The sequence below is a fragment of the Xenorhabdus anantnagensis genome (genome assembly GCF_028598555.1).
GTDB classification, from domain to species: domain Bacteria; phylum Pseudomonadota; class Gammaproteobacteria; order Enterobacterales; family Enterobacteriaceae; genus Xenorhabdus; species Xenorhabdus anantnagensis.
The window spans coordinates 326,911-342,789 of sequence record NZ_JAQRFN010000001.1 but is presented as its reverse complement, the minus strand read 5'-3'; the positions used below and the strand labels follow the sequence as shown (position 1 = coordinate 342,789).

General features: G+C 41.7%; 11 protein-coding genes. 6 read left to right on the top strand and 5 right to left on the bottom strand.

Annotated features, from left to right (window positions below; translation table 11 throughout):
* Positions 1-155: 155 nt before the first annotated feature.
* The 4 genes from PSI14_RS01320 to PSI14_RS01305 all read right to left on the bottom strand — a co-directional run bounded on the left by PSI14_RS01320 (position 156) and on the right by PSI14_RS01305 (position 3,349).
* On the bottom strand, positions 156-824 hold the full coding sequence (locus tag PSI14_RS01320; protein WP_273574036.1) for a M15 family metallopeptidase: 669 nt from the start codon (positions 822-824) through the stop codon (positions 156-158).
* Positions 821-1,948 (bottom strand): succinyl-diaminopimelate desuccinylase, encoded by a 1,128-nt coding sequence (gene dapE, locus PSI14_RS01315; protein WP_273574035.1) that lies wholly within the window; start codon positions 1,946-1,948, stop codon positions 821-823. The genes PSI14_RS01320 and dapE overlap by 4 nt, the downstream gene beginning before the upstream one ends.
* Before the next feature lie 14 nt (positions 1,949-1,962).
* Complete coding sequence (locus PSI14_RS01310; RefSeq protein WP_273574034.1) at positions 1,963-2,373, bottom strand: ArsC family reductase; 411 nt, start codon at positions 2,371-2,373, stop codon at positions 1,963-1,965.
* Positions 2,374-2,713: 340 nt separating this feature from the next.
* Positions 2,714-3,349 carry a response regulator gene (locus PSI14_RS01305; protein ID WP_273574033.1) on the bottom strand — a complete coding sequence of 212 codons (636 nt, stop codon included), beginning with the start codon at positions 3,347-3,349 and terminating at the stop codon, positions 2,714-2,716.
* 543 nt (positions 3,350-3,892) lie between these two features.
* On the opposite strand from PSI14_RS01305, the gene maeB reads away from it, so the two are divergent.
* From maeB to PSI14_RS01280, 5 genes are all read left to right on the top strand, one after another.
* A complete protein-coding gene (maeB, locus tag PSI14_RS01300) occupies positions 3,893-6,172 on the top strand; it encodes an NADP-dependent oxaloacetate-decarboxylating malate dehydrogenase (protein WP_273574032.1) in 2,280 nt (759 codons plus the stop codon).
* A gap of 151 nt (positions 6,173-6,323) precedes the next feature.
* On the top strand, positions 6,324-7,226 hold the full coding sequence (locus tag PSI14_RS01295; protein WP_273574031.1) for a ChaN family lipoprotein: 903 nt from the start codon (positions 6,324-6,326) through the stop codon (positions 7,224-7,226).
* A gap of 111 nt (positions 7,227-7,337) precedes the next feature.
* A complete protein-coding gene (gene tolA / locus PSI14_RS01290) occupies positions 7,338-8,141 on the top strand; it encodes a cell envelope integrity protein TolA (protein WP_273574030.1) in 804 nt (267 codons plus the stop codon).
* A 159-nt stretch (positions 8,142-8,300) separates the two neighbouring features.
* Complete coding sequence (locus tag PSI14_RS01285) at positions 8,301-10,358, top strand: S9 family peptidase (RefSeq protein ID WP_273574100.1); 2,058 nt, start codon at positions 8,301-8,303, stop codon at positions 10,356-10,358.
* Positions 10,359-10,483: 125 nt separating this feature from the next.
* Positions 10,484-12,757, top strand: coding sequence for a TonB-dependent receptor domain-containing protein (locus PSI14_RS01280; RefSeq protein WP_273574029.1), 2,274 nt, complete (start codon positions 10,484-10,486; stop codon positions 12,755-12,757).
* A 60-nt stretch (positions 12,758-12,817) separates the two neighbouring features.
* Here PSI14_RS01280 and xseA read toward each other — a convergent pair whose 3' ends face one another.
* Positions 12,818-14,185, bottom strand: coding sequence for an exodeoxyribonuclease VII large subunit (xseA, locus tag PSI14_RS01275; RefSeq protein ID WP_273574028.1), 1,368 nt, complete (start codon positions 14,183-14,185; stop codon positions 12,818-12,820).
* Positions 14,186-14,358: 173 nt separating this feature from the next.
* On the opposite strand from xseA, the gene guaB reads away from it, so the two are divergent.
* Positions 14,359-15,825, top strand: a complete 1,467-nt coding sequence (gene guaB, locus PSI14_RS01270; protein WP_273556159.1) for an IMP dehydrogenase — start codon at positions 14,359-14,361, stop codon at positions 15,823-15,825.
* Positions 15,826-15,879: the final 54 nt, after the last annotated feature.

Below are 15,879 nucleotides of genomic sequence, written 5' to 3'. Positions count from 1 at the left end.
TTAAGAGCCTCTTTCATGAAGCCCAAGAGCCTAATGTGTCATTTCTGATAATTAGCTATTTTTAAGTTAACTGTTTTGGATTTTACTTTTTTAAAGCTGACCATTTTTATGGTCAGCTATTTTGCTAATCTGCCATTTTTCTGATTCACGGTTTTTTAGTCTACTATCCTGATGTACTTTTTAAATATATAGGATAGATTGGATTTCAACCAATCTATCCCGGCAATATCGCGATTCTCCCAAGCACTCAACAGGGTTTGTTCATCGAATAAATTTTCGGCTTCATGAGATAATGGCCAATAACTGATATGCCATGGCTCATAAGCTACGCCTGCGTCATGGCGAGTAAAGGGACGGTAGAAATCATAGCGAGACATATTTTCTGTCAGCCAATGGGTTAATGGCTCAAAGTACCCCCCATTTTCATATTCCCACGGCTCTAGCTGTAATTTTTTACCTTCTGGCAGCAGAAAGGGGTCATAAATATCCAGCTCAGTACCCCAATGATGGCGGCTCGCTCCTGGCAATGCTGACCAACGAAGAATAGCTTCACAAAGTTCACCTTCACTCATTTTCGAGATATCAAGAGGTTGGCTATTGTCATCTAATACTGGACGCTGACCACGGAATTTTTCATTCCAGATAGTTTGCTGGCGCGTGAAATCACGGAACGAACTGGCTGGTTGTGGTTTAAAACCTGCTTTAGTTGCTTCTTTCTGCATGGCAAGAAACGCTTTAGTAGCATTAAACTGCAAGCGGTGATTGCCAGTAAGCGTGATTAAATGATCCGTGGACAGACCGGTTAAGATTTCAGGTGTCATCATTTGATTAATTGCTCCATGATACGTTGATAAATCAGGCTCAATTCTTGTAAATCAGACACTTTGACACATTCATTTGTTTTATGGATTGTTGCATTGATTGGCCCTAACTCCACAACTTGTGCTCCCATCTTGGCAATAAAGCGTCCATCTGATGTACCGCCATTAGTTGATAGCTCTGGCTTATATCCACAATAGTGCTCAATGGATTCAACCACGGCATCAACAAGAGCACCTTTGCAAGTCAGGAAAGGCTGACCTGATAGCCACCAATCAAGCTCGTATTTGAGGTGGTGCTTTTTCAGCATATCTTCAACCTGCTGGCGGATCTCGGCATCTGTCAGTTCGGTGCTGAAACGGAAATTAAATTGAACCCACAATTTACCCGGGATAATGTTATTACTGCCGGTTCCCGCCTGAACATTGGCGATTTGCATGCTGGTGGCAGGGAAAAATTCGTTGCCATTATCCCATTGAGTATTGACGAGTTCTTGCAGAAAAGGCACCGCACGATGAATAGGGTTATCAGCCAACTGTGGATAGGCGACATGTCCTTGGATGCCAAAAATAGTCAGATTGGCAGTCAGAGAACCCCGCCGACCATTTTTTATCATATCCCCAAGGCATTGCTGGCTGGATGGCTCTCCCACCAGACAATAATCCAAACGTTCATGGCGAGACATTAACTCTTCAACCACCTTAACTGTACCATTGTCTGCTTTGGCTTCTTCATCGGAGGTGATCAGAAAAGCCAGACGGCCTTTATGCTCAGGATTCTCTGCAACAAAACGTTCGGCAGCAACAACCATTGCAGCCAGAGAGCTTTTCATATCTGCAGCGCCACGGCCATACAACATGCCATCACGAATAGATGCCTCAAAAGGGGGAGTTTGCCATTGTGAGATATCTCCGGCAGGAACGACATCTGTATGTCCAGCAAGAGCAAAAGTGACTCCGGTTCCACGATAAGCCCAGAAATTCAAGGTATCGCCGAAAGGCATTCGTTCTATCGTGAAGCCAATATCTTGCAGGCGCTGGATAAGAAGTTCCTGACAGCCTTGATCATCTGGGCTGACAGAAGGACGATTGATTAACTGTTGAGCAAGGTCGATTACTGGACAAGTCATGATAGTATCCTTATCTAGCCATGGGAGAAAAATTGTTCATATTGTTCTGCCTTGAAGCCTAGCAAATACTTCTCTGCTTCTGTCCCCTTGTTTTTTGAATCTTCTGTACTCAAGATCAACAGAGGGCGTTTTATGATTGAGGGTTGCTCCAGCATTAGCGCCTTGGCAGCCTCTGCATTGTTAATGGCTGCTTTTTGTTCGTCAGATAATTTGCGCCACGTTGTACCACGAGTATTCAAGAGAGATTCCCAGCCAACTTGGTCAATGAATGATTGAAGCAGCTCAGGGGATAGACCATCAATCCGATAATCATGAAATTGATAAGAGATTTTTTGATCTTCTAACCAACGACGCGCTTTTTTTATGGTATCGCAGTTTTTGATACCGTAGAGAATGGATACTTTGTGAGAAGTGGCATCTGACATGATGAAAGCCTTGGTTTTGTCTTGTTTAACATATCCGATATAATGCGGGAAATTTAGTATTTTATCCAGACAACGCATTCTTGCGCATACTTTTTATCCACCTCTCTATCAACTTCTCTATCCACTTTTTCCTATCATTTATGTTGTGGATGCTTAAACCATCAGTAAAGGCAAATTAACTTCCAATAAAGTAATAAATTATATATAATATCATCATGTATTATATTTTGGGTAAATTAAAAACAAATTAATTTATTATTCTTGATAACTCACAATTTCCCACCGATAAAGATTAGGGAAATTGTGTTTCATATTGGGGACGTTAAGAGAGAATCTAACGTTAAATGAAATCTGTTTTTCTATGTTTTAGAAAGATGATAGTGGCTTCGAGACGGGAGCGGGATTTAAGTTTTTTCAATAAGTTACGGGTATGAACTTTCACGGTTTCTTCTGAAATAAAAAGGAAATCAGCAATTTCTTTATTTGTCATTCCTTCTGCGATTTCTTTTAAGACGTCTAATTCACGTTTGGTTAATTTTGATAACGGATCAACATAGAGATGACGGGTAGATAAATATTGATGGACTTTTTCACTGAAAACTGCATGACCATCTATGGCTTTTTTTATGTTGTTCAATAGAGGAGTAAGCTCGATATCTTTTAATAAATAGCCATTTGCACCGGCATCAACCGCATCGTAAATATCACCTCTGTGATCTGAATCGGAGAGTACCAGAATATAGGAATCAAGCCCTTTTCGTCGGAGGGACTTAATCGTATCAACACCTGAAAGGCCATTAATTTTCAAATCCATCAAAATAATGTCAGGTTTTATTTGGCAAGCGATATTAATCGCATCTTCACCATTGCCGGTTTCAGCAGTCACAATGAGTTCTCGTTCTAGTTCAATCAACTCTTTTAAGCCGTGACGAATGATTGGATGATCATCGACTATCATGACTGAATGATTATGCATATTCTTTCTCCCATATAGAAATGCAGATTCTATGTTTGATAAAACATAAAAAATAGGATTCTGCTTTATGTTAAATTGCTGTGTGATTTTTATGGAGTATATTGAATCATCATTAATGAGATTCTGAAAATATATCCTGATATAAAAATAGAAATATCGCAAACAGGTTTAACCATTCGGATGAAATAAATTCATTTTCATAAGAAAATGCGTTTCCTTAATTGCTGATAATTTTCCAAATAAATTTGAGTGAATATTTTATAGATTAAGTTTTGTTTTTGTAAACTTATTTTAAATATTAATTCTTAAATACAAGTTTAATTAATTTATCAGGTTATTTATTGGTGATAAAATACCTCTCTATAGGTATCGTTAAGATAATATCTATATAATATTGATCAACATGACGTCATTCTTTGTTTGTTTTTTGTGCCTTGATTTTGCAGGTTATGAACAAAATGCTGTTGGCATCATGATTTAACCTTCCGTAACTATTATACTGAGCAAATCTTCACTAAGACATGATGCGTAAAGGATCCGATAATGGATGAAAAATTAAAACAAAGTGCTCTTGATTTTCATGAGTTTCCACAACCTGGAAAAATTACCGTTACACCAACCAAGCCACTGACAACGCAACGTGATTTGGCATTAGCGTACTCACCGGGTGTTGCTGCACCTTGTCTTGAAATAGCAAAAGATCCTTTGGCGGCCTATAAATATACTGCGCGTGGCAATCTTGTTGCGGTTATTTCCAACGGTAGTGCTGTTTTAGGGTTGGGAAATATTGGTGCATTAGCTGGTAAACCTGTTATGGAAGGTAAGGGGGTTTTGTTCAAAAAATTCTCTGGCATTGATGTTTTTGATATCGAAGTAGATGAATCCAATCCTGATAAATTGATTGATATCATCGCGGCCATGGAACCTACTTTCGGTGGTATCAACCTCGAAGATATCAAGGCACCAGAGTGTTTCTACATTGAGCAGAAACTTCGTGAGCGCATGAAAATTCCTGTATTCCACGATGACCAACATGGCACGGCAATTATCTGTACCGCCGCAGTATTGAATGGTTTGCGGGTTGTTGACAAAGATATTGGTAAAGTACGTATGGTTGTATCAGGGGCTGGGGCTGCCTCGATTGCCTGTATGAACTTACTGGTAGCACTGGGCCTAAAACGTGAAAATATTGTTGTCTGCGACTCAAAAGGGGTTATTTATCGTGGCCGCGAAGAGAACATGGAGAAAACCAAGGCGGATTATGCCATTGAGGATAATGGCAGCCGTACACTGGCAGATGTGATCCCTGATGCTGACATTTTCCTCGGCTGTTCTGGGCCGGGAGTACTGACACAAGATATGGTGAAAACCATGGCAAAAAGTCCTCTGATTATGGCATTGGCCAACCCAGAGCCGGAAATCTTGCCACCACTGGCAAAAGCAGTGCGCCCTGATGCAATTATTTGTACTGGCCGTTCTGATTTCCCTAATCAGGTGAATAATGTTCTCTGCTTCCCATTCATCTTCCGCGGTGCATTGGATGTCGGGGCAACAACCATCAATGAAGAAATGAAACTTGCCTGTGTGCGCGCCATTGCTGATCTTGCACTGGCCGAACAAAGTCAGGAAGTTGCTTCTGCCTATGGTGATCAAGACCTGTTTTTTGGCCCGGATTATATTATTCCGAAACCGTTTGATCCTCGCTTGATTGTAAAAATTGCACCGGCTGTAGCGAAAGCTGCAATGGAATCAGGTGTGGCAACCCGGCCTATTACCGATTTCGGGGCATATATTGAGAAACTCAGTGAGTTTGTCTATAAGACCAATCTATTTATGAAACCCATCTTCTCCCAAGCTAAAAAAGAGAAGAAACGTATTGTATTGGCCGAAGGGGAAGATATTCGTGTTCTGCATGCCACGCAAGAACTTGTCTCCTTGGGGCTGGCATTCCCTATCCTGATTGGTCGTCCTAGCGTTATTGAAATGCGGATTAAAAAGCAGGGTCTGCATATTGAAGCCGGTAAAGATTTCGAAGTCGTGAACAACGAGAATGACCCGCGTTTCAAAGAATATTGGCAAGAATATTATCAAATGATGAAGCGCCGTGGTGTTTCTCAGGAGCAGGCCCGTCGCGCATTGATTGGTAATCCTACGTTGATAGGTGCAATCATGGTACAGCGTGGTGAAGCGGATGGCCTGATTTGTGGCACGGTTGGCAGCTATAACGAACATTACCAAGTTGTGAAAGATGTCTTTGGTTTCCGTCAAGGGGTACATACCGCAGGTGCCATGAATGCTTTGATGTTGCCAATGGGGAATACTTTTATTGCCGATACTTATGTCAATGAAGATCCAAGCCCAGAAGAGTTGGCAGAAATCACGCTGATGGCGGCTGAAACTGTTCGTCGTTTCGGAATTGAACCTAAAGTCGCTCTATTGTCACGCTCAAGTTTTGGTTCTGTCGATTGTGAATCTGCCCGAAAAATGCGTAAGACACTGGAATTGGTTCAGCAAATGGCACCATCACTTGAGATTGACGGTGAAATGCACGGTGATGCCGCCCTGATGGAAAGCATTCGCCGTGATATCATGCCGGACAGCCCACTGAAAGGCTCAGCGAATTTGTTGATCATGCCAAATATGGAAGCCGCTCGTATCAGTTATAACTTGCTGCGTGTGACCAGTTCAGATGGTGTAACCGTTGGCCCAGTCCTGATGGGTGTTGCGAAGCCTGTTCATATTCTGACACCGATCGCTTCTGTACGCCGTATCGTGAATATGGTGGCATTGGCGGCTGTTGAAGCACAAACCCACCCTCTTTAAACATCTCTGTCCATTGTCCCGATTTCGCTGTGAGATCGGGATAAAATTGTGATCTACCCTGCTAAGTCTATGCTTAACAGGGTATTTTATTTGTAAATAATTCTCATTATCTATAATATGCGGGCAATTTTTCTTTTTATAATGATTAAGAATGAAAACATCTCCCAGCATAAAATCGACTTTTTTAGCCTGTTCTCTGTTACTTGGTGGTTGTGCCGCAGCACCAAATGATGCTCAGAATACCTCACAAGTAGCACTTCAAGTCCTTCCTGGCGAATTAATGCAATCCGGTGCGCTACTTGATATGAAAACAGGGAAGGCGATAACACCCGATGAACTGCTTGAGCAATTGGCAACCTATCCTCGCATTGTTGTTGGTGAAAAACATGATAATCCTTACCATCACCAAATCGAGTTATGGTTAGTTCAACAACTCGGGCAAAAACGTCCTCATGGCTCCGTATTACTAGAAATGATTAACCCGAACCAGCAAGAAAAAGTGAATAAAGTGAAAAGCTGGTTGCAGGGGAATCCGATTGTCAGGAGTGAACGAATCCAGAACTTACTAGCATGGAATCAGGGGTGGCCGTGGAAATGGTATGGCGATTTGGTTATGGAACTGATGAGAGCGCCTTACCCATTGTTAGCGGCAAACTTAGATCGCAGTGAGATCGATCAAGCGTACAAGAATTACAGGGCTGGAGATAGAACTTCACTGGTTTCTGATGATGTTAAAAAACTCATTGATGCAACCATCAAAAATTCTCATGGTGGAAATATAGATGAACTACATCTTTCTGCTATGAGCAAAATCCAGCAGATGCGTGATCAGCGAATGGCAGAACAGTTAATTAAAGCACCATCACCTGCTTTGCTATTTGCTGGAGAATATCACGCGGTAAAAGCGATGGGTGTTCCTCAGCATGTGAAAAAAATAGCGCCAAATGAAAAAGTGGTCGTATTTGTTATTGCGGAAAAAGGGGTTTCATTAAATAACGAATATGCCGATTTCGTCTGGTTTACGCCAAAAGTGAACGAAAATGTAACCAAATAATGGTAAGTATCACAAGGATGTGAATTATTAATAAATAAAAATAGTTTTCATTTATATATTGAATTGATTATCATTCATATCAATTTATTATTGACATAATGTGCTATAGAGATGTTGACGTATACCACGTATCAAAATGCTCACACTAGTCATGTGACAAAATCCTTTCTCGTTGCGATCACACTTCATGTCTTGTTCGTAGGATGGCTGATCTACAAACCCAAGGATGTGGATATCGAGGAACTTCTTCCTCCGCCAGCGGTAATGGTGGAGCTGTCAGCGCAGACAGAAGCAATACATACAATCCCAAAACAGCCAATTGGCATTGAGCAGCAGCTATCTGTCGTCAGTAAGCAGCAGGAAAGCAAAGTTGACGAAATTAACATGCCAAAATTGGATATAAATGAAAATGCTCTGCTTTTGGTGGATAAGCAGAAGAAAAAAAAGAAAGAACAAGATGCTCCGAAGAGAACACAGCCTGTTAAGCAAGTGAAAGCAGAAGAGCAAGAAAGTGAAAAATCCCGCAGTAGTTCCGCACCAACCACAAGTAGTGCGACGGCTAATAACGTGACGGTTCGTACTGCTGCATCCTATGAAAGTAATTCTGATGCCATTGCTGATGCCAAAGCGGTTTGGCAGGCAGAGGTTACCGGACATTTGAATCGTTATAAAAAATATCCAGAAGATGCCCAGAGAAGAAAACGGACAGGGCGTCCGATGGTGAAATTTACGGTTAACCCATTGGGAGCCGTGCTTGATAGTGAATTAACGCGACGTTCAGGAACTAACTCACTAGACAGGGAAGCAAGGATGGTGCTGGAAAGGTCACAGCCTTTACCTAAGCCACCCGACGTCATTTTAACTAATGGCAGGATCACGGTTGAACTGCCGATAGATTTTTATTTATCTCAATAAAAATACAGGACTGATGGCATGTCACAGAATAAAAAAAAGACAGCGTGCAGTAAGGTTATGCGCGGTAATAGAGTGATGCTTGGTTTTTTGCTCGGTGGTGGTTTGCTCGGTTATAGTTTATTCGGTTACAGTTTTGCTACTACCGCAATGGAGGAAAATATGGTGCCACCTATGGCCACAAAACAGCCACATACAATGGAAACCCACGGGGATGTCCGTATTGATAACTATTACTGGCTACGAGATGATAACCGTCAGGATAAAAACGTTATTGATTACTTAACGGCTGAAAATCAGTATACCGAGCAGATGCTAAAATCGGGTCAGGAATTGCGTGAAACCCTTTATCAAGAAATGGCTGATAGAATGAGTAAAGAAGATCAGTCAGTTCCTTATACCTATAATGGGTATATTTATCGTACCGTTTATGAGGCAGGAAAAGATTTCCCGATCTATCAGCGCAAGCCAGCCGATAATTCAACCGATTGGCAGGTAATGGTTGACGGTAACGAGCGGGCAAAAGGCCATAAGTTTTATCAATTGGGTGGGTTTGCAGTTACCTTGGATAACAAGCGTTTTGCCGTAGCGGAAGATATCCAAGGGCGCCGTAACTACAAAATCTCATTTAAAAATTTCAATGATGCCAACTGGCAGAATAATGTCATAGAAAACACTTCCGGCAATATTTTGTGGGCAAATGATGGCGAGACGCTGTTTTATGTGCACAGAGATCCACAAACGTTACTGCCTTATCAGCTATTCCGCCATCAATATGGAACTGATAGCAAGCAGGATCAAAAGATCTATCAAGAAGAAGATGAGCGTTTCTATCTGTCAATTTCGGAAAGTACTTCGCTTAATTACATTTTGATTTCGAGTTCTAGTTATTCGAGTTCAGAGTATCGACTGATTGATGCCAACAATCCACAATCAGAACCGCAGGTTTTTTCTGCTCGTGAAGCGGGGCGTGAATATGATTTAGACCACTTCCGTGGGCAATTCTACATTCGTTCTAATCATGAAAGCCCATTGTTTGGTCTGTATCGGACAGATACCATTAATAAACCGTGGGAAACCGTGATTGCCCCACAGGAAAATACGGATCTGGAAAATTTTGAGTTGTTCGACAATTGGCTGGTTGTGCAGGAACGTACAAAAGGATTGTCATCAATTCGCCAGATTGATTGGAAAACCAAGCAGGAAAAGCGTGTTCAATTCGATGATCCGGCTTATATGGCATCATTGAGCTATAACCCTGAGCCAAATACCCATTTCTTGCGCTATAGCTACTCATCCATGACAACACCAAGTTCAGTATTCCAATGGAATATGCAAACGGGTGAGCGAGAATTGTTAAAACAACAGGAAGTTAAAGGGTTCAACAAAGAAAACTATGAAAGCCAGCGTATTTGGGTAAAAGCCCGTGATGGCGTAGAAGTCCCGGTTTCTCTGGTATACCGTAAGTCCCTGTTCAAACAAGGTGAAAACCCGATCCTGATTTATGGCTATGGTTCTTATGGCATCAGCATGGACCCTTATTTTAGTTCAGCCCTGCTGAGTTTGTTGGATCGTGGTTTTGTGTATGCATTGGTGCATGTGCGCGGTGGTGGTGATTTAGGCAAGAACTGGTATCTGCAAGGTAAAATCGAAAACAAGATGAACAGCTTCCACGATTTTATTGATGCAACCAAGGCCCTGATTGCTGATGGTTATGGTGATAGCAAGCGCGTTTATGCTGAAGGAGGGAGTGCGGGCGGTTTATTAATGGGAACGGTTATTAACCAGGCTCCAGAATTATACCGCGGCGTAATTGCGAAAGTGCCTTTTGTGGATGCTTTGACAACTATGCTTGATGCATCCATTCCATTGACAACGGGTGAATATGAAGAGTGGGGTAATCCAAATAATAAAGAAGATTACTTCCGTATTAAATCTTACAGCCCTTATGACAATATTAAACATCAACGTTATCCTCACTTGTTAGTTACAACAGGTTTGCATGATTCTCAAGTGCAATATTGGGAGCCGGCAAAATGGGTAGCAAAATTAAGGGAAATGAAACAAGGCGATAGTTTGTTATTATTAGAGACTAATATGGATACTGGTCATGGTGGAAAATCAGGCCGTTTTAATCGTCTGAATGATATTGCCTTTGATTATGGTTTTTTATTAATGTTAGACGACGCTAAAACATATTTTCCAGAATTAAAAGAATAATAAAAAATATATAGTTATTACCTATAGCACTGATAATTTTTTTATCGGTGTTGTAGGTATTTTATACGCAAGTTTGCGAAGCAATGTGAGCAGCAATAAATATTTTTTAATTTAGGATAATAATAATGAAAACTGTGGCAAAAATAGCTGGAGCCAGCGCAATGCTGATTGGGCTTCAGGGGATCGCTTATGCTGAAAATACAAATGACAATAAAAAAGAAAAAGTCATACGATTCAGCAGCCTGAAAGTTTCAGGTGCTCAGGATAATAATAATGCTCCTCAGATTGAAGCAATGGAAAAACCGGGTGCTTATAGCTCTGTGGGCGAAGATAATAAATTGGAGTCCGTGGATAGCGTACTGCGTAGCTTGCCGGGCACTTATACCCAAATGGATGCAAGCCAAGGTCAAGGGATTGTCAGTGTTAATATCCGTGGCTTGAGTGGTTTTGGCCGCGTGAATATGATGGTAGATGGTGTTAGCCAGACTTTTTATGGTTCTTCACCCAGTGAACTTTCACATGGTGGACAGCCTTATAGTCAGTTTGGGGCATTAATTGATCCCAATTTTATTATCCGTGTCGATGTTTCTCGTGGGCAAGCTGATGACGCTGATTCCATCAATGCCTTAATTGGAAGTGCTAATTTCCGTACCATTGGCGTTGATGATGTTGTATTTGAGGGCAATAATCTGGGAGTCCGTAGTAAATGGACATATGGCAACAATGGTGTTGGCCGAAGTGGCATGATGGCTTTTGCAGGAAAAACACAGGCATTCAGCCCAGAAGGTTCCTTGGGTGCCTTATTCGCTGTCAGTGGACATAACATTGAAGCTCACTATAGAAATGCTGATGGTATTAGTAGTGAAGAATTTGGCACTAGGGACACATTCAAACAAAAACCAAATTCTCAATTGATGAAACTAAATATTAAACCTAATGAATTTCATGACTTGGAACTAAGTAGTCGTCTTTACCATAATAAATTCAATCGTCGTCATATTGATAATTATGATTATTATTTGAAATATCACTATACACCATTTACTGAATTGGTTGATACCAAAGTTATGCTTAGTACTAGCAAGGGACAACAGAGTTTTCAAAATCGTTCAATAGGAGTATTGGGTCAGAGTGATGCAAAAAGTACATCTGATTCTATTAATATCCGTAACACCAGCCGATTCAATTATGCTGACACTGATTTTGCATTTACTCTGGGCGGTAAATGGATACGAACTGAATATCGTAAAAAAATAGATACAAGTTCGGATGATGAAAAAGAAGACGGACAGAAACGGGAAAATAATGCCTTTGATCCAAATGGCAAGCAAGATATTTCCAGTATTTACAGTAGATTGAAAATTGAATGGGGAATTTATACCGCTGATCTGGGATTACATTACATGGATTATAGTGCCAAAGGATTAAAACCAGCCTGTGACGAACGTGTAAATTGTTTCCCACAGGGCGAGGCGCAATTAAACTTAAAAGATCGTGGGTTTAATCCAAGTATTTTATTATCAGCAGAAATCATTCCTGAATTTCAACCGTTTATAAGTTATACCCATTCAATGCGAGCCCCCAATATTCAGGAAATTTTTTATTCCAATGAAGGAGGTGCTTCTATTAATCCATTCCTGAAAGGAGAAAAAGCAGATACTTATCAAATTGGATTTAATAGCTACCGTCCGAATCTAATCACGGAAGGGGATTCATTCCGCCTTAAGGCTACAATGTTTCATACTAAAATCAAAAATTATATCCTTAATGAATCTTATTTGCTTTGTGCAAAAGGTAGAATTTGTAAAGATGATGGGACGTTGACAAATGAAGATTGGGCTGGGGTCGATCCTAACTTTAATATGTATATCTATAGTAATAGTCTGACACCAGTAACTATGCGTGGTTATGAACTTTCGATGAATTATGATGCTGGTATATTCTACAGTGTACTGGCATATAGTCAGCAAAAAACACAGCAGCCAACTTCAATCTCAGCATCTTATTTTGGTACAAGCCCTGCATCTCAATTGCCAGAGCGCTATGCTACTCTGGATATGGGAGTACGGTTATTTGATGAAAAAATGCGTATTGGCGCTATTGCAAAATATACAGGGGAATCTTACCACCAAGATCCTGCAATAGAATTGAATGAAGAAAATGGTAACCAAGTAAAAATGAAAAAGGATGGTAAGATACCGACGATTATTGATTTGTATACCGATTATCAAATTAATAAAAATGTTTTAGTTAAATTTTCTATTCAAAACTTAACTAATCGAAACTATTCTGATGCATTGAACCGCATGAACACATCACCAATGATGGCAGATCAAGATACCAAAACCCAAACCGCCCGCGGCCGAACCTACGTGATGGGGGCAGAAATTCGCTTCTAATTTTCTTATGGAGAATTAGAGCAACAGTAGCGGTGAAAATTCACCGCTATTTTGTGAAATCTATTTTAATTTCTTTCTCTTGTTTATTTTTGTAACCTGCGTCACCTGACTCTCAACCCAGCCATCCTGCAACCGTGTTTTCAGCATATCACCGGTTTTTACCTGCTTAACTTGCTTCAACAATTTTCCGTCAGATATTTCACTAATACTGTAACCACGGCTTAACGTTGCCAGTGGGCTAACCGCTTCCATTCGTGAACAGGAAACGGCAAATTTTTCCCGATAATGTCCTAGCTGTCGTTCAATCGCCTGTTTTAAACGAAAATCAAATTGTTGGATAGATTGACTGTAACGCTGAATCTTCCGCTCAGGATGGATTTGTAGCAATCGCTGATTTAACTTCTCATATGAAATTGAGTTCTGTTTTAAACAATGTAAAAAGCTATCAGTCAATTTTTGTCGTAATTCAGCTAAGTGATTTTGCTGACGTGCCAAACGCAAATCAGGACGCTGTTGCTGGAGACGATGCTGTAATAGATTAAATATCTGTTGTTTTTGGGCAAAGAAATAATCTATCGCCATTTCCAGACGTTGTTGCAGAGATTGAATTTGCCGCAATAATTCGATCTGATTACGGCTCACCAATTCTGCCGCCGCAGAAGGCGTTGGAGCGCGTAAGTCAGCGACAAAATCCGCAATTGTCACATCAGTTTCATGTCCGACAGCGCTAACAATAGGAATACGGCTTTGGAATATTGTTCGTGCAACGTGCTCATCATTGAAACACCATAAATCTTCCAGCGATCCTCCGCCACGCCCGATAATCAGAACATCACATTCTTGCCGCGTATTTGCCAATTCGATCGCCCTAATAATCTGTAATGGTGCTTCGGTTCCCTGAACAGCGGTGGGATAAATAACAATTGGCAAGGAAGGATCACGGCGTTTCAGGATATTCAGAATATCGTGCAGTGCTGCGCCGCTGGCGGAAGTAATGACACCGAGTCGTTTGGCAGGAGAGGGCAGCGGTTTCTTATGAATTTGATCAAACAAGCCTTCTGCGGTGAGTTTTTGCTTCAACACTTCAAATTGCTGTTGCAGCAAGCCATCTCCGGCAGGTTGAATACTTTCCACAATCAACTGATAGTCACCCCGAGGTTCATACAGTGTAATCTGCGCCCGAACCAGTACCTGCTGACCATTTTGTGGGCGAAATGTTGCCCTCAGATTGTGACTTCGAAACATGGCGGCACGAATTTGTGCCCGTTCATCTTTTAATGTGAAATACCAATGCCCTGACGATGGCTGAGAAAAATTGGACATTTCGGCGGATAACCAAATTCTGCCCATCTCCAGCTCCAATAGCTGACGAACCGTCTGATTCAGACGGCTAACAGAAAAAATTCCGGTATTGGTTGGTAGTGACATGTGAGCTAGATCAAATTTTAAAACAAGGACTTAATTGACTGATATTAATCTCATTGTATTACTAATCAAGAATTTTTTTCAAAAAATGCTGGAGGCAACCGATTTCGGCCTGTATAATGCCGCGGCAATATTTTATCCCTCTTATTGCTCCATAGCCTGGTGAGATATTGCCCATGTTACGAATTAAAAAAGAAGCATTAACTTTTGACGATGTATTATTAGTTCCTGCCCACTCAACAGTCTTGCCTAACACAGCAGATCTGTCCACTCAATTAACTTCCACCATTCGCCTAAACGTACCTATGCTTTCCGCAGCTATGGATACCGTGACGGAATCCTCATTGGCAATCGCACTGGCACAGGAAGGGGGCGTTGGCTTCATTCATAAAAATATGTCGATTGAACGTCAGGCTGAAGAAGTCAGCCGCGTGAAGAAGCATGAAAGCGGTGTCGTGACTGATCCTGTTACTGTAACGCCACAGACGACTCTGCGTGAAGTCCATGAACTGACGAAACGTAATGGTTTTGCAGGTTATCCTGTGGTAACAGAAGCGAACGAATTGGTGGGTATTATCACTGGCCGTGATGTCCGTTTCGTTACTGATTTGGATCAGCCTGTGACTGCGGTAATGACACCTAAAGAACGTCTGGTGACAGTAAAAGAAGGCGAAGCCCGTGAAGTTGTTTTGCAGAAAATGCACGAGCAACGTGTTGAGAAAGCACTGGTAGTTGATGACAGCTTCCATTTGCTTGGCATGATTACGGTAAAAGATTTCCAGAAAGCAGAACGTAAACCAAACGCATGTAAAGACGAACAAGGTCGTCTGCGTGTTGGTGCTGCGGTTGGTGCAGGTGCTGGCAACGAAGAACGTGTTGATGCATTGGTTGCTGCGGGTGTAGATGTATTGCTTATAGACTCTTCCCACGGCCATTCTGAAGGTGTTTTGCAGCGTATCCGAGAGACTCGCGCTAAATATCCTGATCTGCAAATCATCGGCGGTAACGTAGCGACGGGTGAAGGTGCCAAGGCGTTAATGGAAGCAGGTGTGAACGCGGTTAAAGTGGGTATCGGTCCTGGTTCTATTTGTACGACCCGTATCGTTACCGGTGTTGGTGTTCCCCAAATTACTGCCATTGCAGATGCGGTTGAAGCACTGGAAGGGACTGGCATCCCTGTTATTGCGGATGGTGGCATCCGTTTCTCTGGTGATATCGCCAAAGCGATTGCCGCAGGTGCATCATGTGTGATGGTTGGTTCCATGCTGGCAGGAACCGAAGAATCTCCGGGTGAAATCGAACTTTATCAAGGTCGTTCATTCAAATCTTACCGCGGTATGGGTTCTTTGGGCGCGATGTCCAAAGGCTCTTCTGATCGTTACTTCCAGACTGATAATGCGGCTGACAAACTGGTTCCTGAAGGTATCGAAGGCCGAGTGGCTTACAAGGGCCTGCTGAAAAGCATTGTTCACCAGCAAATGGGTGGTTTGCGTTCCTGCATGGGGCTGACTGGTTGTGCAACTATTGATGAACTGAGAACTAAAGCAGAATTCGTTCGTATCAGTGGTGCAGGTATTCAGGAAAGCCACGTTCACGACGTGACGATCACCAAAGAATCACCAAACTATCGTTTAGGTCTGTAATTTATTTAGAGTGGCCCATCATCGGGCCACTGACTTTTTTATTTTTTTAATTGC

Coding starts and splice junctions, on each gene's coding strand:
- xseA (WP_273574028.1), bottom strand. CDS start 14,185: ATGTCACTACCAACCAATACCGGAATTTTTTCTGTTAGCCGTCTGAAT.
- guaB (WP_273556159.1), top strand. CDS start 14,359: ATGTTACGAATTAAAAAAGAAGCATTAACTTTTGACGATGTATTATTA.
- PSI14_RS01295 (WP_273574031.1), top strand. CDS start 6,324: ATGAAAACATCTCCCAGCATAAAATCGACTTTTTTAGCCTGTTCTCTG.
- maeB (WP_273574032.1), top strand. CDS start 3,893: ATGGATGAAAAATTAAAACAAAGTGCTCTTGATTTTCATGAGTTTCCA.
- dapE (WP_273574035.1), bottom strand. CDS start 1,948: ATGACTTGTCCAGTAATCGACCTTGCTCAACAGTTAATCAATCGTCCT.
- PSI14_RS01280 (WP_273574029.1), top strand. CDS start 10,484: ATGAAAACTGTGGCAAAAATAGCTGGAGCCAGCGCAATGCTGATTGGG.
- tolA (WP_273574030.1), top strand. CDS start 7,338: ATGTTGACGTATACCACGTATCAAAATGCTCACACTAGTCATGTGACA.
- PSI14_RS01285 (WP_273574100.1), top strand. CDS start 8,301: ATGGTGCCACCTATGGCCACAAAACAGCCACATACAATGGAAACCCAC.
- PSI14_RS01310 (WP_273574034.1), bottom strand. CDS start 2,373: ATGTCAGATGCCACTTCTCACAAAGTATCCATTCTCTACGGTATCAAA.
- PSI14_RS01320 (WP_273574036.1), bottom strand. CDS start 824: ATGATGACACCTGAAATCTTAACCGGTCTGTCCACGGATCATTTAATC.
- PSI14_RS01305 (WP_273574033.1), bottom strand. CDS start 3,349: ATGCATAATCATTCAGTCATGATAGTCGATGATCATCCAATCATTCGT.